The following is a 22409-nucleotide window of genomic DNA, read 5'->3' as shown; positions in this document are numbered from 1 at the left end:
GGAAAGGAGACCCCCGATGGCTCATATCCTCGTGATCGGCGCCAGCCGCGGCGTGGGACTGGAAACCGTGCGCCGGGGGCTCGAGCTCGGCCACCGCATCCGCGCCTTCTCGCGCAGCGCCGCCGAGATGCGGCTCGCCGATCCGGCGCTTGAACCGGCCCCCGGCGACGCCACCGATCCGGCCGACCTGACGCGCGCGCTCGACGGCATCGACGCGGTGGTGATGACGCTCGGGATCAAGGAAAGCCCGGCGATGCTCTGGCGCGAGGTCACGCTGTTCTCCGACGCCACCCGGGCGCTGATCCCGGCGATGGAGACCGCGGGCGTCCGCCGGCTGGTCGTGCTGACCGGCATCGGCACCTCTGAGAGCGTCTCGGCGCTGTCCTCGATCGAGCGCATCGGCCACCGCGCGCTGCTCGGGAAGCCCTATGCCGACAAGACCCGGCAGGAAGAGATGATCCGCGCCTCGGGGCTCGACTGGACCTTCGCGCGGCCGACCATCCTGACGAAGAGCGGCTATACCGGCCGCTACAAGGTGCTGACCGATCCGCGGGAGTGGCGCATGGGCATGATCAGCCGTGCCGACGTGGCCGATTTCCTGATCCGCGCCGCCACCGACGATGCCTATATCGGCCAGGCGCCGGTGCTGACGCGCTGAGCCGTCCGGGGACCCGCCGGTGTCGTTTCTCGCCCGCCTTGCCGAACGCCGCATCCAGGAGGCGATGGAGGACGGCGCCTTCGACGACCTGCCCGGCGCCGGGCAGCCGCTGCCAGACCGGATGGAGGCGGACGGGCTCGACCCGGTGACCCGGGCCGGCTACCGCGCCATGGCAGAGGCCGGCGCGGTGCCCGAGGAGCTGGCGCTGCGCCGTGCGCTGCAGCGCGCCCGGGCCGATCTCGCCGCCGCGGCCGACCCCGAGGCGCGGCGGCACCTGATGGCGCGGGTCGCCGAGCTCGGCATGCGGCACGCCATGGCCCAGGAGGCGCGGCTGCGCGGCCGGCGCTGACGCTCCCTTCCCTTCCCCGCGCGCTCCCGCCGCAGCCCCGGGGCTTGCCACGGCGCGCCCCGCCTGCATGATCGCGGCCATGATGGGACCCCGCTTCACCGACCTCGCCGCCTCGCTGCCCGCCGACGTTCCCTTCGTCGGGCCCGAGGTCCAGGAACGCCAGATGGGCCGCGCCTTCCGCGCCCGGATCGGCGCCAACGAACAGAATTTCGGGCCCTCGCCGCGAGTCATCGCCGCGATGTCCGAGGCGGCGGCGGAGATCTGGAAATATGCCGACGCCACCAATCACGATCTGAAGGCGGCGCTGGCCGCGCGGATGGGCTGCGCGCCCGGCCAGGTGATCGTCGGCGCCGGCATCGACGGGCTGCTCGGCAACCTCGTGCGCCTCACCGTGGCGCCCGGCGACGCGGTGGTGACCTCGGACGGCGCCTACCCGACCTTCAACTACCACGTCACCGGCTTCGGCGGCGTCCTGCACAAGGTGCCGTTCCGCGACGACCGCGAGGATCTCGACGCCCTCCTGGCCCGGGCGGCGGAGGTCGGCGCCAAGCTCGTCTACCTCTCCAACCCCGACAACCCGATGGGCACCTGGCACGCAGGGCCGGCGATCGAGGCGGCGCTCGACCGCATCCCCGACGGCACCCTGCTGATCCTCGACGAGGCCTATATCGAGTTCGCCCCCGAGGGCACCGCGCCGCGGATCGCGCCGGACGATCCCCGGGTGATCCGCTTCCGCACCTTCTCCAAGGCCTATGCCATGGCCGGGGCGCGGGTCGGTTACGGCGTGGGCGCCGAGCCGCTGATCCGCGCCTTCGACAAGGTGCGCGACCATTTCGGCATGAACCGCCCGGCTCAGGCGGGCGCGCTGGCGGCGCTCGAGGACGCGGACTGGCTGCGGGCGACGCTCGACCGGGTGGCCGCGGCCAAGGCGCGGATCGCCGGGATCGGCGCCGCGCAGGGACTCTCGGCGCTGCCCTCCGCGACCAACTTCGTCACCATCGATTGCGGCGGCGACGGCGATCTTGCGCGGGCCCTCCTGCGCGAGCTGGTGGCCCGCGGCATCTTCGTCCGCATGCCCTTCCGGCCGCCGCAGGACCGCTGCATCCGGATCAGCGCCGGCCGGCCCGAGGAGCTGGACGCGCTGGAGGAGGCGCTGCCCGAGGCACTGGCCGCCGCGCGCGGCTGACCGCGCCGCGGCACGACAAAGGGGGGCCTGGGCCCCCCTTCCGGACGATCCGTCCGCGAGATACCTTCGCGGGCGCCCAGGTTCGGGCGACGACCCGGGACGACCCGGTCAGTTGCCGGACGAGGTATCCTGACTGTCGCCGCCGGCGCCGGTATCGGCGCCTGCATCGGCATCCGCGCCCGCATCGGCATCCGCATCCGCGTCGGCGTCGCCGGCATCGTCGGTGCTGCCCTCCGGCGTCGTCGTGTCGGAGCCGTCGGTGCCTTCGCCGGCCGCGTCATCCGTGTCGGCCTCGCTCTCCTCGCCCTCGGTCTCCGAGTCCATGTCCTCGCCCGGCATCGGGCCCTCGGGCGTGCCGTCCTCGTCCTGGTCCTCGAAGATCTCCGCGGCGATCTCGGCGGTGCTGCGCTCCGGGTCGGCCTCGCAGGCGGTCACCAGACCCTCGACCGTGCCGATGGCGAAGTCGCCCTCGACATCGGTGGTGGTGGCCAGCCCTTCCGGGGTCTCCACCAGCTCCAGAGCGATGCGCCCCTGCTCCTGGTCGTTCATCAGCAGGAAATCGCTGCAGGTCACGTCGCCGCCGTCCTGGGCGGCGGCGCTGCCGGCGCCCAGCATACCGGCAAGAACCATCACGGAAGCCGTTCGTTTCATGGCTGTCTTCCTCCTTGATGCTCCGGCCCCAGCCGGAACTGAGGAGCAAACCGCGCAACAGGCTCCGGGTTCCCGCGCCACGCGGCGTACCGGCGGCGCGCCGCCGGCTGCCGGTCCGCCCCCTTTCCCGGGCCCCGGCCCGGCTTATCCTCGCATCAGGCCGCAATCGAACGGAGGCGCAGGGATGGCGCCGCGCCACGCCCCCAGACGGGCGCCCGATTACACCAATGCCAGCCTCGCGATGGGGCTGGTGAACCTCGTCTGGATGCTCGGCCTGCTCTGGGCCGTGGCGGGGCTCTCGGCGGTGCTGCTCGCCGCCGTGGCGCTGAACTGGGGCATCGGCCGCATCGCGCGGCGCCGCGGCCGCGGCTGACGGCGCCCGGGGCGTCCCGGGGCGCGCGGCGCGGCCGCTAGCCGCCGTATGCGCTCTCCGCCACCACCTGCGCGGCGGCGCTCACCCCGCCGGGGCGGTGCGGGATCGCCAGCGCCCGCAGCCCGGCCTCCACGGTGCCGAGCAGGCCCAGCACCATATGCGCGTTGACGTGGCCCATATGGCCGAACCGGAAGAAGCCGCGCCCGTCCGGATCGCCGGGTTCCGACATGCCGAGGCCGATCCCCAGCGTCACCCCGGCCTGCGCGGCGGTCCAGTCACGCAGCCGGGCACCGTGCGGCGCGCCGAGCCGGAGCGCGGTGACGGCGTGGCTGCGGTGGCGCGGATCGGCGACGTTCAGGGTCAGCGGCCCCTCCGCGCCCCAGGTCTCGGCGGCGGCCCAGATGGCGCGCGCCAGGGTGGCGTGGCGCGCCCAGATCGCGGTCATCCCCTCGGCGGCGATCAGGTCGAGCGCGGCGCGCAGCCCGTAGAGGTGGTGGGTCGGGGCGGTGCCGCCGAAATACTGGTAGAAGATCTCCGGCGCGGCGCGCGGCGCCCAGTCCCAGTAGCGGCTGACCCGCGGCAGGGCGCGGCGGATCCGGGCGGCGCGCTCGTTGAAGTACACGAAGGCGAGTCCCGGCGGCACCATCAGCCCCTTCTGCGAGCCGGTCACGGTGACGTCGGCGCCCCAGCCGTCCATCTCGTAGGCGTCGCAGCCCAGCGAGGCGATGCAATCGACCATCAGGAGCGCCGGATGCCCGACCTCGTCGAGCACCCGCCGCACCGCGGCGACGTCGCTGCGCAGCGATGACGAGGTGTCGACATGCACCATCAGCACCGCCTTGAGGGATGCCGCGCCGGGGCCGCGCAAGGCCTCGGCGACGCGCTCGGGATCGACCGGCGCCTTGGTGCCGAAATCGAGGATCTGCGTCTCGATCCCCATCGCCCCGGCCATCTCGGCCCAGCCATGGCCGAAGCGGCCGGTGGCCAGCACCAGCACCCGTTCGCCCGGGGCCACGGTGTTGGCGAGCGCCGCCTCCCAGGCGCCGTGGCCGTTGGCGATGTAGATCGCCACATCGCCCGAGGTCCGCGCCACCGCCTTCAGGTCGGGCACGATCCCGGCCACCATCTCGTGCAACTCGCCCTCGTAGATGTTGGGCGCCGGGCGGTGCATCGCCGCCAGCACCGCGTCGGGGATCACCGAGGGGCCGGGAATGGCGAGGTAGGGCCGCCCGGAGGCGAGCGAGGGCGGCAGGGCGGAGGCAGGCGAGGTCATGGCGGATACTCCCGGGCCGCCCCTTGAAGCCGGGCCGGCGCGGGCCAACCTACGTCACGGTCCGGGGCAGTCAACGGCAAGCGGGCCCCGGCCCGGCGGTGCTGCCGCCGGGAAAACGGTTTTCCCCGCCCCCCGCGCAGGCTAGGACGCGGGGCAGGACACGGGCGACACGGGACGCGCAGGATCTGATGCTGGCGAAAATCTGGACCTATCTCGACGGTGCCGAGCGCCGGCTGCGCCGCTCCTTCGGGCGCGACATCTCGACCCCGCGCGGCCGGCTCGGCGCCTGGCTGCATTACCACGTCTTCGACCACGCCTTCCTGCGCAGCTTCTGGACCAACTTCCACGAGGTGGCGCCGGGGGTCTACCGCTCCAACCAGCCGACCCACCGGCGGTTTCGCAAATACGCCGAGATGGGCATTCGCACGGTGCTGAACCTGCGCGGCGAGGACCGCTACTCCTACTACTTGTTCGAGAAGGAGGCCTGCGACCGGCTCGGCCTCACCCTGATCGACGCCAAGCTGATGGCGCGCCAGGCGGCGCGGCGCGAGCGCATCGTGGCGGTGATCGACGCCATCCGCGCCGCCGAGCGGCCGATGGTCTTCCACTGCAAGTCCGGCGCCGACCGCACCGGCTTCGTCGGCGCGCTCTACCTGCTGATCTTCGAGGGCGCCTCGATCCACCAGGCCAAGAAGCAGCTCGGCATCCGCTACATCCACCTCGACTGGACCAAGACCGGGGTGCAGGATTACATCCTCGACGTCTTCGCCGCGCGCCAGGGCTACGGAGAGATCGGCTTCGAGAACTGGATCCGTGGCGAATACGACGGCAAGCGCATCCAGCGCGCCTTCGACGCCAAGCAGCGCCCGAACAGCGTCGCCCGGGCGCTGATGGCTTCGGAATGAGCAATCCGGACGACATCGACCGGATCGACCGCCCGGATACCAGCGCCGGCGAACGCCTGGCCCTGGTGAGCTGGGTCTGGCGCGGCTATCTCTGGCGGCACTGGCGGCTGATGCTGGTGGCGCTGGTCTTCATGTCGCTCGAGGGCGCCATGTTCGGCGCGCTCTCCTACATGATGAAGCCGATGTTCGACCGCGTCTTCGTGGGCGGCGACAGCGACCTGCTGCTCTGGGTCGGAATGGCGGTGTTCGGCATCTTCGTGGTGCGCGCGGTGGCCAGCGTGATCCAGAAGGTAGCGCTGGCCAAGGTCAGCCAGGAGAGCACCGCGCATCTGCGCGAGGATCTGGTGGCGCACCTGATGACGCTCGACGGCAGCTTCCACCAGTCGAACGCGCCGGGCTACCTGATGCAGCGCATCGAGGGCGACGTGGAATCGGTCACCAAGGTCTGGCGGGCGCTGATCACCGGCGCCGGGCGCGACGTGGTGGCACTGATCTCGCTGTTCGGCGTGGCCTTCGTCATCGACTGGCGCTGGACCCTCCTGGCGCTGGTCGGCGCGCCGCTGCTGGTGGCGCCGGCGCTCTTCGTGCAGCGTTTCGTGCGGGGCAATTCGCGCGCCGCCCGCGACATCGCCGCGCGGCTCTCCTCCCGGGTCAACGAGATCCTGCACGGCATCGTGCCGGTGAAGCTCAACACGCTCGAACATTACCAGGCCCGGCGCTACCGGCGGCTGACCCGCGAGCGCATCCGCACCGAGGTGCGCTCCACCGCCGGGCAGGCCACCATCCCCGGCCTGATCGACCTGATGTCGGGCATCGGCTTCGTGCTGGTGCTCTATTTCGGCGGCCGCGAGATCCTCACCGGCGACAAGACGGTGGGCGATTTCATGGCCTTCTTCACCGCCATCGGGCTGGCCTTCGAGCCGCTGCGCCGGCTCGGCGCGGTCTCGGGCATCCTGCAGGTCGCGGCGGCGGGGCTCGAGCGGATCAAGGAACTGCTCGACCTGCGCCCGACCCTGACCGACCCGGCCGACCCGCGCCCCGCGCCCGAGGGCATCCCCGGCATCGTCTTCGACGGCGTGCATGCCGGCTACGGCCGCACCGCGGTGCTGCGCGGCGCCAGCTTCACCGCCGAGGCCGGCCAGACCACCGCGCTGGTCGGCCCCTCGGGCGCCGGCAAGTCGACGGTGTTCAACCTGCTGACCCGGCTGATCGACCCCGAACGCGGCAGCGTCGCCATCGACGGCGTGCCCACCGACGCGATGCGGCTCGCGGATCTGCGCAACCTCTGCTCGGTGGTCAGCCAGGACGCGCTGCTGTTCGACGAGACGCTGCGCGAGAACGTCCTGCTGGGCCGCACCGACATTTCCGAGGAACGCCTGAAGGCGGCGCTCGACGCGGCCCATGTGACCGATTTCCTGCCGCGCCTGCCGCAGGGGCTCGACAGCCCGGTGGGGCCGCGCGGCTCGAACCTCTCGGGCGGCCAGCGCCAGCGCGTGGCGATCGCCCGGGCGCTGCTCCGCGACACCCCGATCCTGCTCCTCGACGAGGCCACCTCGGCGCTCGACGCGGCCAGCGAGGCGCTGGTGCAGGAGGCGCTGGAGAAGCTCTCCGAGGGCCGCACCACGCTGATCATCGCGCACCGGCTGTCGACCATCCGCAAGGCGCACAAGATCGTCGTGATGGAGGCCGGCAAGGTCGTCGACGAGGGCACCCACGGCGCCCTGCTGGCGCGCGGCGGCACCTATGCCGATCTGCACCGGCTGCAGGTCGAGGATCGCTGAACGCCCTGTTTCCTCTGCCGCCCGGCATGTTATACCCGGCTTCCGCGAGCGTCAGAGAGGCACCATGACCGACCCCGACCGCATCGTCCTGCGCGTTTCCGGAGAGGATGCGCGGCCGTTCCTGCAAAACCTCGTCACCAACGATCTCGGCGGGCTCGACAGCGGGCTGGTCTATGCCGCGCTGCTGACCCCGCAGGGCAAGTATCGGGCCGATTTCCTGCTCGCCCCCGACGGCGACGGGGTGCTGATCGACGTCGCCGAACCGGTGGCGGACGAGCTCGAAAAGGCGCTGAAGCTCTACAAGCTGCGCGCCAAGGTGAGTGTCGAGCGCACCGCCATCGCCGTCGCCCGCGGCACCGGCCCGGCGCCCGAGGGGGCCTTTGCCGATCCGCGCCACGATGCGCTGGGCTGGCGCGCCTATGACGGCCGCGCCTCCGAGCCCGGCATCGACTGGACGGCGATCCGCGTCGCCCATTGCATCCCCGAGGCCGGGTTCGAGCTCGGCCCGGACAGCTACATCCTCGAGGCCGGGTTCGAACGGCTGCACGGCGTGGATTTCCGCAAGGGCTGCTTCGTCGGCCAGGAGATCGTGGCGCGGATGAAGCACAAGACCGAGCTGCGCAAGGGCCTCGCCTCGGTGGCGGTCGAGGGCGATGCCGCCCCCGGCACGCCGATCGAGGCCGAGGGCAAGGCGGTGGGCGTGCTGCACAGCCGCGCCGGCGACCGCGCCATCGCGCATCTGCGCTTCGACCGGGTGCGCGACGAGATGACGGCCGGCGCGGCCCGGGTGCGGCCGGCATGATCGAGCTGCCGCAACCGCTGCTCGACGTCTTCGGCGCTGCCCCGGTGGAGCAGCGCCCGCTGTCCGGCGGCGATCTCTCCGAAATCGCCTATCTGAAGCTCGACGACGGCCGCGAGATGGTGGTCAAGACCGGCCCCGTGGTCGATGTCGAGGCGCGCATGCTGTCGGCGCTGGCGCTGCTCAGGGCGCCGGTGCCGCGGGTCATCCACGCCGAGGCCGGCCTGATCTGCCTCGAGCACCTGGAGCAGGTGCCGCCGGCGCGCGACGCCTGGCGGGAATTCGGCCAGGCGCTGGCGCAGCTGCATTCCTGGGACGGGGCGGGCTATGGCTGGCAGGAGGATTACGCCTTCGGCCAGGTCGCCATCGCCAATACGACGACGCCGGACTGGCCCGCCTTCTGGGCCGAGCGGCGTCTGCTGGCGGCGCCCGAGGCGCTGCCGCCGGACCTCGCGCCCCGGATCGAGCGGCTGGCCGCGCGGCTCGCCGATCACCTGCCGCGGGAGCCGCGCGCGGCGCTGCTGCACGGCGATCTGTGGTCCGGCAACCTGCTCTTCACGCCGGACGGCGCGGTGATGATCGACCCGGCCTGCTACCACGGCCATGCCGAGGTCGACCTCGCCATGCTGACGCTGTTCGGCCAGCCCGACGAGGCGTTCTGGCGCGGCTATGGCCGCCCCGAGCCGGGCTGGGAGGAGCGCCAGCCGATCTACCAGCTCTGGCCGGCGCTGGTGCATCTGCGGCTCTTCGGCGGCGGCTACCACGCCATGGTGGCGGGGCTGCTCGACCGGATCGGTGTCTGACCGGACACGGCCCTGCCCCGGAACGCGAAACGGCGGCGCCCGGGGCGCCGCCGTCGCGTGAGCATTGTGGCTGTCCCGGCGCTCAGGCGCGCTCGGAATATTCCATCGTCTCGGTGTTGACGACGATGTCCTCGTCCTGGGCCACGAAGGGCGGTACCGAGATGCGCACGCCGTTGTCGAGCAGCGCCGGCTTGAACGAGTTCGCCGCGGTCTGGCCCTTCACCACCGGCTCGGTCTCCACCACCTTGCAGGTGACCTTCTGCGGCAGCGTGGCGTTCAGCGCCTCGCTCTCGTAGAACTCGACCACGATGGTCATGCCGTCCTGCAGGAAGGGCCGCCGCTCGCCCAGGATGTCGGCCGGCAGCTCGACCTGGTCGAAGGTCTCGGTGTCCATGAAGGTCAGCATGCCGTCGGTCTCGTAGAGGAACTGCATGTCCTTCTGCTCGAGCCGCACGCGCTCGACCTTGTCGGCGGAGCGGAAACGCTCGTTCAGCTTGGAGCCGTTGCGCAGGTTCTTCATCTCGACCTGTGCGAAGGCGCCGCCCTTGCCGGGTTTGACGTGCTCGACCTTGACTGCCGCCCAGAGACCGTCGTTGTGCTCCAGGACGTTGCCGGGGCGAATTTCGTTTCCGTTGATCTTGGGCATGAGGCGAAACCGTGGCAAGAGGTTGATGGGACGTTGGCGGCTCCTATATATCGCGCACAATGCCCCTGCAACCATCCCATATCCTGTGCTGCAAATGCAGAATGACATGCGCATGACGCAACGGAGCCATGCAGTATCGGGGTATCCGAATCACAGTGAATAGGCCATAAGGCCCCTCACGCCCGGACTGACAAGACCAATAATCACAAGGACGAAACATGCGAGATTTCGTTGATGGAACGGCGTTCAACGCGGAACAGGGCAACCGTGCCCGCAAACTGTTTGCCGCTGTTGTTCTGGCCGCTCTGGACGACGCCATTGCCGACGACAAGAAGTACGGCAACGGCCCCGAGCAGATCGCTCGCTGGGCGCGCTCGCGCGACGGCCGCGAGGTTCTGACCTGTGCCGGCATCGACCCCAACGAGCGGGTGGTGGCCGGACTGATGGAATTCGTCGCGAAAGGCGTGCGCACCTCGGTGGCGCTGTCGCGCGAGGAAAGCGAACGGCGTCACGCCGCCGCCCAGCAGGCCGAAGCCGCCTGATCCAGACCTGCGGATCCCACGATCCGACGGCAAAAACCGCCCCCCCAATCGGAAACCCGCTTTTTTACGTCCGGGCGCCGGTTGGCGGCCCCGCCCCGGGCCGGGTTCAGTCGAAATCGTTCGAGGTCAGGGCGATCTGGATCTCGCGCTGCACCAGCGTGCGGATGTTGCGGGTGATGCGCGCGCCGAGCGGGCCGCGCAGCTCCTCATGCACGATCTCGGCGATGAGTCCGCGCAATGTCTGCTCGTCGATCCCGGCGAGGCCAAGCGGAGCCGCGCCCGCGCTGTCCGGCGCCTGCGGATCCGCCGCGGCCGCCTCGGCGGGTCCTGCGTCGCGCCGCGTCGCGTCCGGGGCGGCGCCGTCCGGGGCGTGCGGCGCGGCCGCCGGCGCCACGTCGGCCTCGGCATCGCGCGGCGCCGCGTCCGGGGCGGCGCCGTCCGGGGCGTGCGACACGGCCGCCGGCGCCACGTCCGCCTCGGCGTCGCGCCGCGCCGCATCGGCGGAGGCGCGGCCCGCACTCTCGGCGTCGGCAGCCGGTGCCATGGCCGACAGGGCGTCGCGAAGCGCCGCATCCTCCATGGCGGCGGCGGTCTCGGCGGGCTCCGCTTCGGCTGCAGTGCCGGCCTGCTCTGCCCATGGTTCCGCGTCGGCGGTATCGTCGCTCCGGACGGTCCGCAGCAGGCCCGCGATCGCGGCCGCGACATCGACGGGATCGGTTTCCTCCGGGGCCTCTTCGGGGTCCGCAAAGTCGGCGGCGCTCGCCGCGTCTTCGGCCGGGGCTTCGAACGGATGCAGGCGCGGCAGGGCGGCGGCCGCCATCTCCCTCTCGTCCTCCAGCTCGCTCCCGGGCGCCGGCGCGGCGGCCGGATCCGGCGCCGCCACCCCGGCGTCGTCCCGGGCGCCGTCGCGCGCGGATCCGTCCGGTTCTTCCGGAATGGCGGGCAGCGCCGCCGCCGTGGCGATGGCGTCGCTCGCCCAGTCGGAGATGCCGGTCGCGGACGGCCCGGCAGAGGTCGGGTCAAGCTCCGGCTCCGGGGCGTGGCGGCTCGACCGGAAGGCCCCGGCGGCGCTCGGCGGCTCGGCGCGGGCGATCATCGCTTCGAGTTCGGCGATCTTGGCTTCGAGGCTGCGCCGCCCGGCCGGCGCGGCGGCAGGTCCCGGGCCCGGCGCCGCCGGGGGTGCGGCCCGCTCCGGCGCGCGTCCGGCCGGCCGGTCCACCGCGTCCGCGCCGCCGGAGGGCGCCTCGGGCGCGTCCTGACGGGCCGCGGCGCGGGGCGCAGGGGGCGCTGCGTCGGCCTCATCAGGTTGCGCAGGCTCCGCGCGGGGGTCTTTGGACGAGGCATCGTCCCGGGCCGCAGCCGTGCCGCGCTCCGCCGCGTCATGCCATGCCTCGGGCTTTCGGCCCCCGGGCAAGCTCCAGGGATGGCGGTGCCAGACCAGTTCGTCGCGATCCTCGGCATGGTGGAACGCGAGCGCCGGCTCCGGCATCGCCGCCTCGGCCTCGAGCAGCCGGGCAATCGCGGCATCCGGCGCGTCCGGCTCGAATGCGTCCGGCGAGTCCGGCTCCGATGCGGCGGGCGCGGGCGCGTCGGGCGCGTCGGGCTCGAACGCGGCCGCCTCCGGGGCCTCCGGCGCCTCTGCGGCCCGTTCCGGCTCGGGATCTGGCGCGGGCTCCGCCGGGGGCGCCACCACCAGATGCGGGGCGCCAAGGCTGCGCGGCGTGGTCAGCCAGGCGGGCGGCGGGGTGCGTCTTGCCTCGGGATCGGCGGCGGGCCGCTCCGCGCCCGCCTCTGCCCGCGGCGGCTCGCGCTCCGCGTCGCCGGGGCCCACACGCTGCTGCGGCGTCAGGATCAGCCGGTCGCTGCCGCCGGCCCGCGGCATCGCCGGAGAGGGGGCGAAGCGCCCGGGCAAACCCGGCGCGCGCGCCGGGCCGGGCGCCGGAATGCGCGCGATCTCCGCGGCGCCCGCCGCGCCCTGCGGCGCCGCGGGGGGCTCCGGATCGGGGGCCGCCCCCGTCCCGGCCTGCGCGCGGATCTCGTCCGAGACGAGACGGCGGATCGAGGACAGCACGTCCTCGACGTCCACGTTCTCGACGTGATGTTTCATCTTCTGCACCACTCTGGCCTCGCCTCGGAGGGTAGCCGAGGGCCGCCCGGCGCACAACCGGAGCGGCCCGGCGCGGGCGTCACTGCTTGCCGATGGCGCGCAGCACCCGCTCCAGATCCTCGCCCTGTCGGCTCAGCCGCGGCGCATCCTTGACGAGGTTGTAGTAATCGCTGGGGTTGTAGCGCTGCACCGGCAGGTCGAGGTCGACGACGGTGAGCCGGCCCATCGCGGCCAGCGCCGTATAGGCGGCGACGTATTGGTCGACCTGGGCCGAGATCAGCGTGGTCCGGGCATCGAGCAGGTCCTGCTCGGCATCCAGCACGTCGAGCGTCGTGCGGGCGCCCAGCGTGGCCTCCTCGCGCACCCCGTCAAAGGCCACCTGCGCGGCGCGCACCTGGTTCTGGCTCGACTGGATCGACGACCGCGCCACGCTCAGCGCGACATAGGCATTGGCGACGTTCTGAGCCACCTGGCGCGTCACGGTGAGCAGCACCCCGCGCTGGCGGTCGCGCTGCGCCATCGCCTGGCGGACCAGCGAGGACAGCCGCCCGCCCTGGTAGATCGGCCCGCTCATCCCCAGCGAGATCGTGCCGCTGCGGGAGAAATCGGTGCTGTCGAGGTTGCGGTTGTAGCCGTAGCGCCCGCTCAGCGTGACGTCGGGCTTCATCGCCGCCTCGGCGATCAGCACGTTGAGCTCCGCCAGGCGCACCTGGTGCTGCTGCGCGACGATCGAGGGATGCAGCCGCAGCGCCGAGGCCGCGGCCTGTTCCGCCGTCGGCAGGGCGGGCAGGCTGCGCGGCGGCGACACGCCGTTCGGCAGACGCCCGACCACGGCGCGGTATTCCTCCTGCGCGAGCACCAGGTTGCCCTCGGCGACCGCGAGCTGGCTGCGGGCCTGGGCCAGCCGGGCCTCGGCCAGCGCGACGTCGGTGCGGGTCACCTCGCCGACCTCGAAGCGGTCGCGCGCGGCCTGCAATTCCTGGCTGATCAGGCGCAGGTTGCTGCGCCGCAGCTGCACCGTCTGGGCGGCGCGCTCGACCTCGAAGAAGGCGTCGACGGCGCGCAGCAGGACCTCCTGCTCGACCGAGACGAGCTGCTGGCGCGCCGACAGCACGGCGGCCTTCGCGGCGTCGATCTGCAGCCGGCGCTCGCCGAAATCGTAGACCGTCAGATCGGCGGTGAGGTTGACGCCGGCATCGTTGGAGGCGATGGGCGCCAGCACGCCGTTGCTGCGGGTCTCGCCGAACCGCCGGGTGGCGTCGGCCGACCAGGCGAAGACCGGGCGGAGCGCCGCCACCGCCTGCGCCACGTCCTCGTCCGCGGCCCGCAGCACTGCGCGGTTCTGCTCGAGCAGGCCGCTTTCGAGATAGGCGCCCGTCAGCGCGTCGGCCAGCGTATCGGCCTGCGCCGTGGCGCCGACGGCCAGAAGCCCCGCCGTGCAGCCCGAGGCGATCCAGTGCCGCCACCCCATCCTCATCGTCCTGCCCATTCCTACAATCCCGGTTCTGTTACTCGGCGATCATGGCCGCCGTTCTCTTTATGGCGTGTGACCGCGCCCGACCGGGCCCGGCATCACAAGGCAAAGGTCTTGGTCGTTTCAAATCCCGGCAGCACCGGCGCGAAGGCGTTGAAGGCAAACCGCCAGGTGATGCCGCCCTCGGTCTTCAGCCCGACCCGGACGACGCCGAGCCGGCCTTCGGCAAACAGGCAGACGATGCGGCCGCCGACCTTGAGCTGGTCGGCAATGGCGTCCGGCAGCCGCTCCACCCCGCCCTCGATGAGGATGGCGTCGTAGGGGCCGTGTTCCGGCGCGCCGCCGGCCAGCGGGCCGGTCTGCACGATGACGTTGTCGCTGTGATGCTCGGGCAGCAGGGTCTCGGCCTCGGCGGCCAAGGCCTCGTCCTCCTCGAGCGCCACCACCGCCTCGACGATCTCGGCGATCACCGCCGCGGAGTAGCCCATGCCAGCGCCGACATCGAGGACCAGCATGTCCGAGGTCAGGTCGAGCGCGTCGAGCATCTTGGCGAAGGTCCGCGGCTCGAGCAGCACCCGGCCCGGCGCCAGCGGCACGTTCTCGCCGATATAGGCGGCCTCGGCGCGCTCGGAGGGCAGGAAGGCCTCGCGCGGGACGCGCAGCATCGCCGCGATGATCGGATATTCGGTCACGTCCGAAGGGCGAACCTGGGTATCGACCATCATTCTGCGGCGCATTGCGTAATCGGCCATCGGGCTCGCTCTTCCGTTCACATCAATATGTGCGCTTCTGCCACAGATCCCGCGCAGCGACAATCCGCAGAGCCGGGACGGGCCGGGTTGACCGGGGCGCGTGTCCGGGGGGCCACGCGGTCCCCTGCCCGCGACGGGCCGTGCGCCGGGACCGCGCCGTCCGAAACGACACCGGGCGCCCAACGGGCGCCCGGCTGCCTTAAACATCAATGGGCGGCGCGGTCAGTCCTTGCGCGACTTGGTGCGCCGGCCGGCCTCGAGCCCGATGACGAAGCCCTCGACCAGCTGCAGCAGCGGCGAGCGCGCGGTGGCCCGCGCCGCCGGCAGCGGTGCGCGCAGCCGCGCCAAGAGCCGCCCGACCCCGAGCAGGATGAACCCGGCGGCGAGGAACAGGAACCCCATCACCACGGCGGCGAACAGGGCGCCGCCGAGCTCGGCCAGAAGGATCCAGAGCGCGATGGCGAGAAAGCCGATCCCGATCAGCAGGAGCCCGAGACCCAGGCCCGAAAAAACGGCCCCCTGCACCTTCCGGCGCAGCAGGGCCTCGTAATAGGCGAAGATGGCCATGTTACTTGCGGCCGGACAGAAGCCCCGCGACATAGCCCACGGCGACAGCCACGCCGATGGCCATCCCCGGCTGCCGCCGGATCGCCTCGTAGGCCTGTTCCTGGAAATCCACGGCCTGCGCCTTGGCATCGGTCAGCCGCGTCTCGCCCTCGCTGCGCAGCCGCTCCAGCCGCTCGCGCGCGGCGGCCAGCGTCTCGTCCTTGCGGCGCACCCCGATCTCGGTCAGCAGATCGGTGATCGCCGACAGATCCTTGCGCAGCACGTCGATCTGGTCGGCCAGCGCCTCGCCGTCGCGGCCCGCCGCGCGGTTGGCCTTGGCTTCGACTTCCTTGATCTGCGGATCCGCCATGTCTTTCCCCCTTGGCAAAATAGTCCGCTCCCCAACGCGGCCGGGGGCGGTTTCGTTCCCGCACGGGGGGACGGAAAAGAAATTCCGACGGCGCCCGAATTCCGCGCGTTTTCGTGTTGACGCCCGTCCGGGCAGGCCGTAAACGCACCGCTACATGGACGCCGAGGTAGCTCAGGGGTAGAGCACGGCATTGAAAATGCTGGTGTCGGTGGTTCGATTCCGCCCCTCGGCACCATGTCCATGTCCTGACGGCCCCGGCGCTTCCGCGCCGGGGCCGTCGGTCTTTCCGGCGCCCCGATCCCCGCTGCCTTCGGCCCTGCCCGACGCCGTCCGAGCGTTGACACAAATCACGAACGCCCCTAGAACAAAACGGGAGCAACAGGCAGGCCAAGCGGACATGCTGACGAAGAAACAACTGGATCTCCTCGATTTCATCGACCGGCGGGTGGCCCGCGACGGCGTGCCGCCGAGCTTCGACGAAATGAAGGAAGCGCTCGACCTGCGGTCGAAATCCGGCATCCACCGGCTGATCACCGCACTCGAGGAGCGCGGGTTCATCCGGCGTCTGGCACATCGCGCGCGCGCCATCGAGATCGTCAAGCTTCCCGACGCCCTGGCGCAGCGCCACCGCGGCAAGGGCCCGCGGCTGGTGGCCTCCGCGCCCGAAGAGGAGCCCGCCGCGCCGCCGAACCCGGCGCCGTCGATGGAGCTTCCGCTGCTCGGCCGCATCGCCGCCGGCCGGCCGCTCGAGGCGATCGAGGACAACCCGCCGCCGGTGGCGGTGCCCGGGCGCATGCTGTCGGGCAATGCCCGGCATTACGCGCTCGAGGTGCGCGGGGATTCGATGATCGAGGCCGGGATCAACGACGGCGACCTGGTGGTCATTCGGGAGGCCGGACATGCCGATGACGGCGACATCGTCGTCGCCCAGGTCGAGGGCTACGAGGCCACGCTGAAGCGCTTCCGCCGCCGCGACGGCATGATCGTGCTGGAGGCGGCGAACCCGGCCTACGAGGCGCGCGTCCTGCCCGAGGGCGCGGTGCGCGTGCAGGGCCGGCTGGTCGGGCTGATCCGCACCTATTGAGGCCCGGGCGCGGCGGGGGCGACCAGGGCGGTCGCGCCGCTGCCCTCCGCCGCGTCGCGCTTCGGGGGGCCGGTCAGGGCGGCCTGCAGCCGCGCCGCCGGGTCGCCGCCCTGCGGCGCGGGCCAGCGGGACCAGAGCCTGCGGCCGCTGCGCTGGCGCACGCTCACCACGTCCAGCGCGTCGCCGGTGCGCCGGACGGCCAGCGCCCCCGCCGCCGCGAGACGCGGCGGGTCGAGCATCAGGCAGGGCCCCGGCGCCGCGGGCAGCGGCCGGTCCGCCACCACGATCAGCCCCGGGCGGCAGGGCGGCACGGCGCGCAGCGCGGCGGCGGAATGCAGGTGCGCGATGCGGGTCTCCGGGCCCGCGCCCGCGCCCGCGCCCGCGCCCGGGCCGTGATGGCTGGCGTGTCCGGCGGCCCGCGGCCCCACCCAGCGCGCCGCGGCGGCCTCCTGCCCGGCCGGGTCGCCGTCATTCTCGAGCCAGATGCCGGCGACGAAGCCGGCGCCGCGGGCGCGGCTCAGGGCCCGGCCCTCGGGCCCGGCAATGCCCACCAGCCGGCCGTCCTCGGCGATCAGCAGCCAGGGCCGCTCCGCCCCCTGCCAGAGCGCCACGGCCAGCAGCGCGGGCGCCAGCCCGGCCCAGCGCAGCCGGCCCCGGACCAGCGCCAGCGCCAGCCCGCCAAGCGCCAGCAGCGGCAGCACCGCCGGCCCCGGCGCCACCACCGGGCGGGTGGCGCCCGGGCGCTCGGCGATCCAGCGGGCGACGGCGAGGATCCAGTCGATCCCCTGCCCCATCACCCAGAGCGGCGCCGCCTCCAGCCCGAGCGGCAGCGCCGCCAGCGCGAGCATGCCGGCCGGCATCACCACAAGCCCCATCATCGGCACCGCGGCGAGGTTGGCGGGCAGGCCGTAGAGGCTGGCCTGGTTGAAATGCGCCATGCCGATCGGCGCCGTCGCGGCGCCGGCCACCGCCGAGGAGACGACCAGCGCCAGGACCGGCCGCAGCCGCCGCGGCAGGGCCTGGGCGGCGCCGCGGTCGCGCAGCGCGGCGAAGACCGCGACCAGCGCCACGGTGGCGGCAAAGGACATCTGGAAGCCGGGCCCGGTCAGCGCCTCGGGGCGCCGCACCAGCACCACGAGCGCGGCCAGCGCCACCGTGCGCAAGGAGATCGCCCGCCGCCCCAGCAGCACCGCGACCAGCGCCACCGCGGCCATCACGAAGGCCCGTTCGGTGGCCACGTTGCCGCCCGAGAGCGCCAGGTAGACCGCCGCCGCGGCGAGCGCCGCGCAGGCCGCGATCTTCTTGGCCGGCAGCCGCAGCGCCAGCGGCGGCAGCGCCGCCAGCGCCAGCCGCACCGCGGCCAGCACGAGCCCCACCAGAAGCCCCATATGCAGCCCCGAAATGGCCAGCAGATGCGCCAGGTTGGAGGCCCGCAGATCGTCAAGGATGGCGGCCCCCACGCCGCTGCGGTCGCCGGTCAGGATGGCGGCGGCGAAGGCGCCGGTCTCCCCCGGCAGACCGGCGCGCAGCCGCGTCGCCACGCGCAGCCGCCAGGCCGCGAGCCGCACCCCCTCGGGCGGCGCCAGCAGGAGCACCGGGCTCCGGGTGTAGCCCACCGCACCCAGCGACTGGAACCAGGCATGGCGGCGGAAATCGAAGCCGCCGGGCTCTGCCGGGCCGGCGGGCGGGGCCAGGTGGCCGGTCAGGATCAGCGTCGCGCCGGGCGGCGGCGGGGCCGCCTCCGGGCGGCCATGCAGCGCGATCCGCACCCGGCGCGGCGTCTCCTCCAGCGCCATGCGGGCCAGCACCACCCGGTCGAGGGTCAGCCGCATCGCGTCCGAGGCCGAACGGTCGAGCGCCACGACCCGGCCCTGCACCGGGCCGTAATAGCGGTGCTCGAGGACCGGGCCGGCGACGTGGTGGGCGCGCGCCCCGGCCAGCGCCAGCCCGAGCGCCACCGCGCCCGCCGCCACCGCCAGCGGCGCCGCCCCCTGCGGGCGCAGGAGACCCGCGAGCACGGCCAGCACCCCGGCCGCGGCGAGCCCCGCCAGCACAGCGCGCGAGGGGTCCGCGGGCAGCGCGAAATAGAGCCCGATCCCGGCGCCAAGACAGACCGGGACCCAGGCGAACAGGGCGCCCTGCTGCGCCGCCAGCGCCGCCGCGAGCGCATGCCAGGCGCGGCCCCGGAGGGTCTGCCCGGACCGGGTCCCGGAGCCGTCCCCGGCCCCCCCGCCGGGCCCGTCCGCCGGCCCGTCCGCCGCTGCCTCCGCGGGCCCGTCTCCGGCCGGCTCCGCCGCCATGCTTGTCCTCCCCCCGCCGCGTCGCTAAAGGGAGGTCGAGCCTAGATCCCCATTCCTATCGAAAGGTTAAGACCGCTCGCATGTCCGAGGCCGTCGTTACCCGTTTCGCCCCCTCGCCCACCGGCTACCTGCATATCGGGGGGGCCCGCACGGCGCTGTTCAACTGGCTCTATGCGCGCGGCCGCGGCGGCCGCTTCCTGCTGCGCATCGAGGACACCGACCGGGCGCGCTCGACGCCCGAGGCGACGGCGGCGATCCTGAAGGGGCTGGAGTGGCTCGGGCTCGACCATGACGGCGAGGTGGTCAGCCAGGCCGCCGGCGCCGCGCGCCATGCCGAGGTGGCGCGCGAGCTCCTGGCGCGCGGCGCGGCCTACAAGTGCTTCGCCAGCCAGGAGGAGATCGAGGCCGCCCGCGAGGCCGCCCGCGCCGAGGGCCGCTCCACCCTCTACCGGAGCCCGTGGCGCGACGCCGACCCGGCGACCCATCCCGACGCGCCCTTCGTGATCCGCATCAAGGCGCCGCAGGACGGCGAGACGGTGATCCGCGACGCGGTGCAGGGCGACGTGACGATCCGCAACGACCAGCTCGACGACATGGTGCTGCTGCGCTCCGACGGCAGCCCGGTCTACATGCTCGCCGTGGTGGTCGACGACCACGACATGGGGGTGACCCACGTGATCCGCGGCGACGACCACCTCAACAACGCCGCGCGGCAGATGCTGATCTACCGCGCCATGGGCTGGGACGTGCCGGTCTTCGCGCATATCCCGCTGATCCACGGCCCCGACGGCAAGAAGCTGTCGAAGCGCCACGGCGCGGTCGGGCTCGAGGAATACCAGGTCATGGGCTTCCCCGCCGCCGGCATGCGCAACTACCTGGCCCGGCTGGGCTGGAGCCACGGCGACGACGAGTTCTTCACCGACGCCCAGGCCCGGGACTGGTTCGACCTCGACGGCATCGGCCGGTCGCCGGCCCGGCTCGACTTCAAGAAGCTGGAGAATGTCAGCGGCCAGCACATCGCCGCCGCCGAGGATGCCGCGCTGCTGCGCGAAATCGAGGCCTTCCTCGACGCGTCCGGCCGGCCTGCCCTCACGGAAGCCCAGCGCGACGGCCTGTCCCGGGCCCTTTACTGCCTCAAGGATCGCGCGAAGACCCTGCCGGAACTCCTTGAAAAGGCGCACTTCGTCCTCGCAGCCACGCCGATCGAGCCGGATCCGAAAGCGGCCCAGGCCCTGGCGACGGTATCCCGTGGTATACTGGAGGAATTGACGTCGCATCTGCACAATGCTAGCTGGACGCGGGAAGAATTGGAGGGCACCGCCACCCGGGTCGCCGAGGCGCACGGGACCAAGTTCGGCAAGCTGGCGGCGCCCCTGCGCGCGGCGCTTGCGGGCCGGGCGGTGACCCCCAGCGTGTTCGACATGATGCTCGTTCTCGGCCGCGAGGAGACCCTCGCGCGGCTGGAGCGGGCCAGCGGCGCGGCCGGCTGATCGCATTCCGATCGCGGTCCGCGACCCGCGGGTGATCAACGAGGCCGGCGCGGGCATTCCGCGTCCCCCTCTCAGCGACGAAGGAGCCGACGCAATGCCCGACACTGCCAACGCCAAGTCCGCCACCCTCGACATCGAGGGCAAGACCTACGACCTGCCGATCTATTCGCCGACCGCCGGGCCGGACGTGATCGACATCCGCAAGCTCTACGCCCAGGCCGGGGTGTTCACCTACGATCCCGGCTTCACCTCCACGGCGAGCTGCGATTCCACCATCACCTTCATCGACGGCGACAAGGGCGAGCTCCTGCACCGCGGCTACCCGATCGACCAGCTGGCGGAGAAGTCGCATTACCTCGAGGTCTGCTACCTGCTGCTCTACGGCGACCTGCCCTCGGCGGCGCAGCTCGAGGAATTCGAGAACACCATCACCCGCCACACGATGATCCACGAGCAGATGCACAACTTCTTCCGGGGCTTCCGGCGGGACGCGCATCCGATGGCGACGATGGTGGGCGTGGTCGGCGCGATGTCGGCCTTCTACCACGACTCGACCGACATCACGAACCCGCGCGAGCGCGAGATCGCCAGCCACCGGCTGATCGCCAAGATGCCGACCATCGCGGCGATGGCCTACAAGTACTCGGTCGGCCAGCCCTTCGTCTATCCGCGCAACGACCTCGATTACGCGGCCAACTTCCTGCACATGTGCTTTGCCGTGCCGGCCGAGGAATACGTCGTCGACCCGATCCTGTCGCGCGCCATGGACCGGATCTTCACCCTGCACGCCGATCACGAGCAGAACGCCTCGACCTCGACGGTGCGGCTGGCGTCCTCGTCGGGCGCCAACCCGTTCGCCTGCATCGCCGCGGGCATCGCCTGTCTCTGGGGTCCGGCGCATGGCGGCGCCAACCAGGCCTGCCTGCAGATGCTGCAGGAGATCGGCACCCCGGACCAGATTCCGGAATACCTCGCCCGCGCCAAGGACAAAAACGACCCGTTCCGGCTGATGGGCTTCGGCCACCGGGTCTACAAGAACTTCGATCCGCGCGCCAAGGTGATGAAGCAATCCGCCGACGAGGTGCTCGACCTTCTGGGCGTCGAGAACAACCCGACCCTGCAGGTCGCCAAGGAACTGGAGAAGCAGGCGCTGGCCGACGATTACTTCGTCGAGAAGAAGCTGTTCCCCAACGTCGATTTCTATTCCGGCATCATTCTCGAGGCGATGGGCTTCCCGATGTCGATGTTCACCCCGGTCTTCGCGGTGGCCCGCACGGTCGGCTGGATCTCGCAGTGGAAGGAGATGCTGGGCGATCCGCAGAACAAGATCGGCCGGCCGCGCCAGCTCTATCTCGGCGAGACGATGCGCGACTACGTGGACATCGAGAACCGCTGAAGCGCGGCTTCGAGACAGGAAAGACGGCGCCCGGTTTCCGGCCGGGCGCCGTTTCTCGTTCCGGGGCGGAGGGGCGCTGCCCCTCTTGGCCTGGCGGCCAATTCACCCCGGGATATTTCGGCTCAGAAGACGGGCGCGCAGCGGTCAGCGGCCCTCGTAGCGAGCGGGGCGCTTTTCGAGGAAGGCCACGACGCCTTCCTGGAAGTCGCGGGTCTTGCCGCATTCGCCCTGCAGCTTGGCCTCGAGCGCCAGCTGCGCCTCGAGATCGTTGGAGAAGCTGGCCTGCAGGGCCTGCTTGACGCGCTGGTAGGCGGCGGTCGGGCCCTTGGCGAGATGCGCGGCGCGGGCCTGCCAGCCGGCAGCGAAGTCCGCCTCCGGCAGCGCCTCCCAGATCATCCCCCAATCGCTGGCCTGACGGGCGGTGATCTTCTCGGCGAACAGCGCCGCGCCCATCGCCTTGGCGAGGCCCATCTGGCGCGGCAGCAGCCAGGTGCCGCCGGCATCGGGGATGAGCCCGATGCGGGTGAAGGCCTGGACGAAATAGGCCGCCTCGGAGGCAATCACCACGTCGGCGCAGAGCGCCAGGTTGGCCCCGGCCCCGGCGGCGGCGCCGTTCACCGCCGAGATCGTCGGCACCGGGCATTCGGTCACCGCGCGCAGCATCGGCACGTATTCGTCGCGCAGCGTGCGTTCGAGGTCGATGTCGGCCGCATTGGCGCGGTCGCCCAGATCCTGACCCGAGCAGAAGGCCCGGCCGGCCCCGGTCAGCACCACCACCCGCGCCTCGCGCCCGCCCCGCCGCACCGCGTCGGCGATCTCGGCGCGCATCTGCGTGTTCAGGGCGTTCATCCGGTCCGGCCGGTTCAGCGTCACCGTGGCGATGGCGTCGCGGATCTCGAAAGCGATGGTGTCGTAGCTCAAGGC

The 22409-nt window shown here is 72.4% G+C and carries 22 protein-coding genes and 1 tRNA gene; 13 read left to right on the top strand and 10 right to left on the bottom strand.

Features of this window, described 5'->3' with window-relative positions:
• Window positions 1-16 precede the first annotated feature (16 nt).
• The 3 genes from ACXYMW_RS00700 to ACXYMW_RS00690 all read left to right on the top strand — a co-directional run bounded on the left by ACXYMW_RS00700 (window position 17) and on the right by ACXYMW_RS00690 (window position 2193).
• Window positions 17-658 (top strand): NAD(P)-dependent oxidoreductase, encoded by a 642-nt coding sequence (locus ACXYMW_RS00700; RefSeq protein ID WP_459033358.1) that lies wholly within the window; start codon window positions 17-19, stop codon window positions 656-658.
• Between the two features lie 19 nt (window positions 659-677).
• Window positions 678-1007, top strand: a complete 330-nt coding sequence (locus ACXYMW_RS00695) for a DnaJ family domain-containing protein (protein WP_459033357.1) — start codon at window positions 678-680, stop codon at window positions 1005-1007.
• Window positions 1008-1086: 79 nt separating this feature from the next.
• A complete protein-coding gene (locus ACXYMW_RS00690) occupies window positions 1087-2193 on the top strand; it encodes a pyridoxal phosphate-dependent aminotransferase (protein ID WP_459033356.1) in 1107 nt (368 codons plus the stop codon).
• A gap of 108 nt (window positions 2194-2301) precedes the next feature.
• On the opposite strand, the gene ACXYMW_RS00685 is transcribed toward ACXYMW_RS00690, so the two are convergent.
• Window positions 2302-2844 (bottom strand): hypothetical protein, encoded by a 543-nt coding sequence (locus tag ACXYMW_RS00685; RefSeq protein WP_459033355.1) that lies wholly within the window; start codon window positions 2842-2844, stop codon window positions 2302-2304.
• A 184-nt stretch (window positions 2845-3028) separates the two neighbouring features.
• Here ACXYMW_RS00685 and ACXYMW_RS00680 point away from each other — a divergent pair, with 184 nt between their 5' ends.
• On the top strand, window positions 3029-3217 hold the full coding sequence (locus tag ACXYMW_RS00680; RefSeq protein ID WP_459033354.1) for a hypothetical protein: 189 nt from the start codon (window positions 3029-3031) through the stop codon (window positions 3215-3217).
• A 37-nt stretch (window positions 3218-3254) separates the two neighbouring features.
• Here the strand turns inward: ACXYMW_RS00680 and ACXYMW_RS00675 are convergent, their stop codons facing one another.
• Entirely contained in the window at window positions 3255-4490 is a 1236-nt protein-coding gene (locus ACXYMW_RS00675) for a pyridoxal-phosphate-dependent aminotransferase family protein (protein ID WP_459033353.1), read from the bottom strand.
• 188 nt (window positions 4491-4678) lie between these two features.
• Between ACXYMW_RS00675 and ACXYMW_RS00670 the strand changes: the two genes are divergently transcribed.
• From ACXYMW_RS00670 to ACXYMW_RS00655, 4 genes are all read left to right on the top strand, one after another.
• Complete coding sequence (locus tag ACXYMW_RS00670) at window positions 4679-5395, top strand: phosphatase domain-containing putative toxin (protein ID WP_459033352.1); 717 nt, start codon at window positions 4679-4681, stop codon at window positions 5393-5395.
• A complete protein-coding gene (locus ACXYMW_RS00665) occupies window positions 5392-7176 on the top strand; it encodes an ABC transporter ATP-binding protein (RefSeq protein WP_459033351.1) in 1785 nt (594 codons plus the stop codon). Before ACXYMW_RS00670 ends, ACXYMW_RS00665 begins: the two co-directional genes overlap by 4 nt.
• Before the next feature lie 64 nt (window positions 7177-7240).
• Window positions 7241-7978, top strand: coding sequence for a CAF17-like 4Fe-4S cluster assembly/insertion protein YgfZ (ygfZ, locus tag ACXYMW_RS00660; protein WP_459033350.1), 738 nt, complete (start codon window positions 7241-7243; stop codon window positions 7976-7978).
• Window positions 7975-8778, top strand: a complete 804-nt coding sequence (locus ACXYMW_RS00655) for a fructosamine kinase family protein (RefSeq protein WP_459033349.1) — start codon at window positions 7975-7977, stop codon at window positions 8776-8778. The genes ygfZ and ACXYMW_RS00655 overlap by 4 nt, the downstream gene beginning before the upstream one ends.
• Window positions 8779-8860: 82 nt before the next feature.
• On the opposite strand, the gene efp is transcribed toward ACXYMW_RS00655, so the two are convergent.
• Complete coding sequence (gene efp / locus ACXYMW_RS00650) at window positions 8861-9424, bottom strand: elongation factor P (protein ID WP_459033348.1); 564 nt, start codon at window positions 9422-9424, stop codon at window positions 8861-8863.
• Window positions 9425-9642: 218 nt separating this feature from the next.
• Between efp and ACXYMW_RS00645 the strand changes: the two genes are divergently transcribed.
• Entirely contained in the window at window positions 9643-9966 is a 324-nt protein-coding gene (locus ACXYMW_RS00645; RefSeq protein WP_459033347.1) for a DUF6280 family protein, read from the top strand.
• A 106-nt stretch (window positions 9967-10072) separates the two neighbouring features.
• Here the strand turns inward: ACXYMW_RS00645 and ACXYMW_RS00640 are convergent, their stop codons facing one another.
• The 5 genes from ACXYMW_RS00640 to ACXYMW_RS00620 form a co-directional block, all read right to left on the bottom strand.
• Complete coding sequence (locus tag ACXYMW_RS00640) at window positions 10073-12073, bottom strand: hypothetical protein (protein WP_459033346.1); 2001 nt, start codon at window positions 12071-12073, stop codon at window positions 10073-10075.
• 79 nt (window positions 12074-12152) lie between these two features.
• Entirely contained in the window at window positions 12153-13550 is a 1398-nt protein-coding gene (locus ACXYMW_RS00635) for a TolC family outer membrane protein (RefSeq protein WP_459033345.1), read from the bottom strand.
• Window positions 13551-13645: 95 nt separating this feature from the next.
• Window positions 13646-14299 carry a protein-L-isoaspartate O-methyltransferase family protein gene (locus ACXYMW_RS00630; RefSeq protein WP_459033344.1) on the bottom strand — a complete coding sequence of 218 codons (654 nt, stop codon included), beginning with the start codon at window positions 14297-14299 and terminating at the stop codon, window positions 13646-13648.
• Window positions 14300-14521: 222 nt separating this feature from the next.
• Window positions 14522-14866 carry a phage holin family protein gene (locus ACXYMW_RS00625; RefSeq protein ID WP_459033343.1) on the bottom strand — a complete coding sequence of 115 codons (345 nt, stop codon included), beginning with the start codon at window positions 14864-14866 and terminating at the stop codon, window positions 14522-14524.
• Between the two features lies 1 nt (window position 14867).
• The gene (locus ACXYMW_RS00620) at window positions 14868-15215 is read right to left on the bottom strand and encodes a DUF883 family protein (protein WP_459033342.1); all 348 of its coding nucleotides are present in this window, start codon (window positions 15213-15215) and stop codon (window positions 14868-14870) included.
• Window positions 15216-15375: 160 nt separating this feature from the next.
• Here ACXYMW_RS00620 and ACXYMW_RS00615 point away from each other — a divergent pair.
• Window positions 15376-15450 (top strand) — tRNA-Phe (locus ACXYMW_RS00615).
• A gap of 162 nt (window positions 15451-15612) precedes the next feature.
• Window positions 15613-16299, top strand: coding sequence for a transcriptional repressor LexA (gene lexA, locus ACXYMW_RS00610; RefSeq protein WP_459033341.1), 687 nt, complete (start codon window positions 15613-15615; stop codon window positions 16297-16299).
• Here lexA and ACXYMW_RS00605 read toward each other — a convergent pair.
• Window positions 16293-18599 carry a ComEC/Rec2 family competence protein gene (locus tag ACXYMW_RS00605; RefSeq protein WP_459033340.1) on the bottom strand — a complete coding sequence of 769 codons (2307 nt, stop codon included), beginning with the start codon at window positions 18597-18599 and terminating at the stop codon, window positions 16293-16295. The two genes, lexA and ACXYMW_RS00605, sit on opposite strands and share 7 nt — an antisense overlap.
• A gap of 80 nt (window positions 18600-18679) precedes the next feature.
• Between ACXYMW_RS00605 and gltX the strand changes: the two genes are divergently transcribed.
• Together gltX and gltA are read left to right on the top strand one after the other, a co-directional pair.
• Entirely contained in the window at window positions 18680-20089 is a 1410-nt protein-coding gene (gene gltX, locus ACXYMW_RS00600; RefSeq protein WP_459033339.1) for a glutamate--tRNA ligase, read from the top strand.
• 94 nt (window positions 20090-20183) lie between these two features.
• Window positions 20184-21485: a citrate synthase gene (gene gltA / locus ACXYMW_RS00595; RefSeq protein WP_459033338.1), complete on the top strand. Its 1302-nt coding sequence runs from the start codon at window positions 20184-20186 to the stop codon at window positions 21483-21485.
• A 144-nt stretch (window positions 21486-21629) separates the two neighbouring features.
• Here gltA and ACXYMW_RS00590 read toward each other — a convergent pair whose 3' ends face one another.
• The gene (locus ACXYMW_RS00590) at window positions 21630-22406 is read right to left on the bottom strand and encodes an enoyl-CoA hydratase-related protein (protein WP_459033337.1); all 777 of its coding nucleotides are present in this window, start codon (window positions 22404-22406) and stop codon (window positions 21630-21632) included.
• Window positions 22407-22409: the final 3 nt, after the last annotated feature.

This window comes from Roseivivax sp. CAU 1761, from assembly GCF_054482755.1.
The sequence above is the reverse complement of the archived record's forward strand: the minus strand, read 5'-3'. Positions and strand labels throughout refer to the sequence as shown.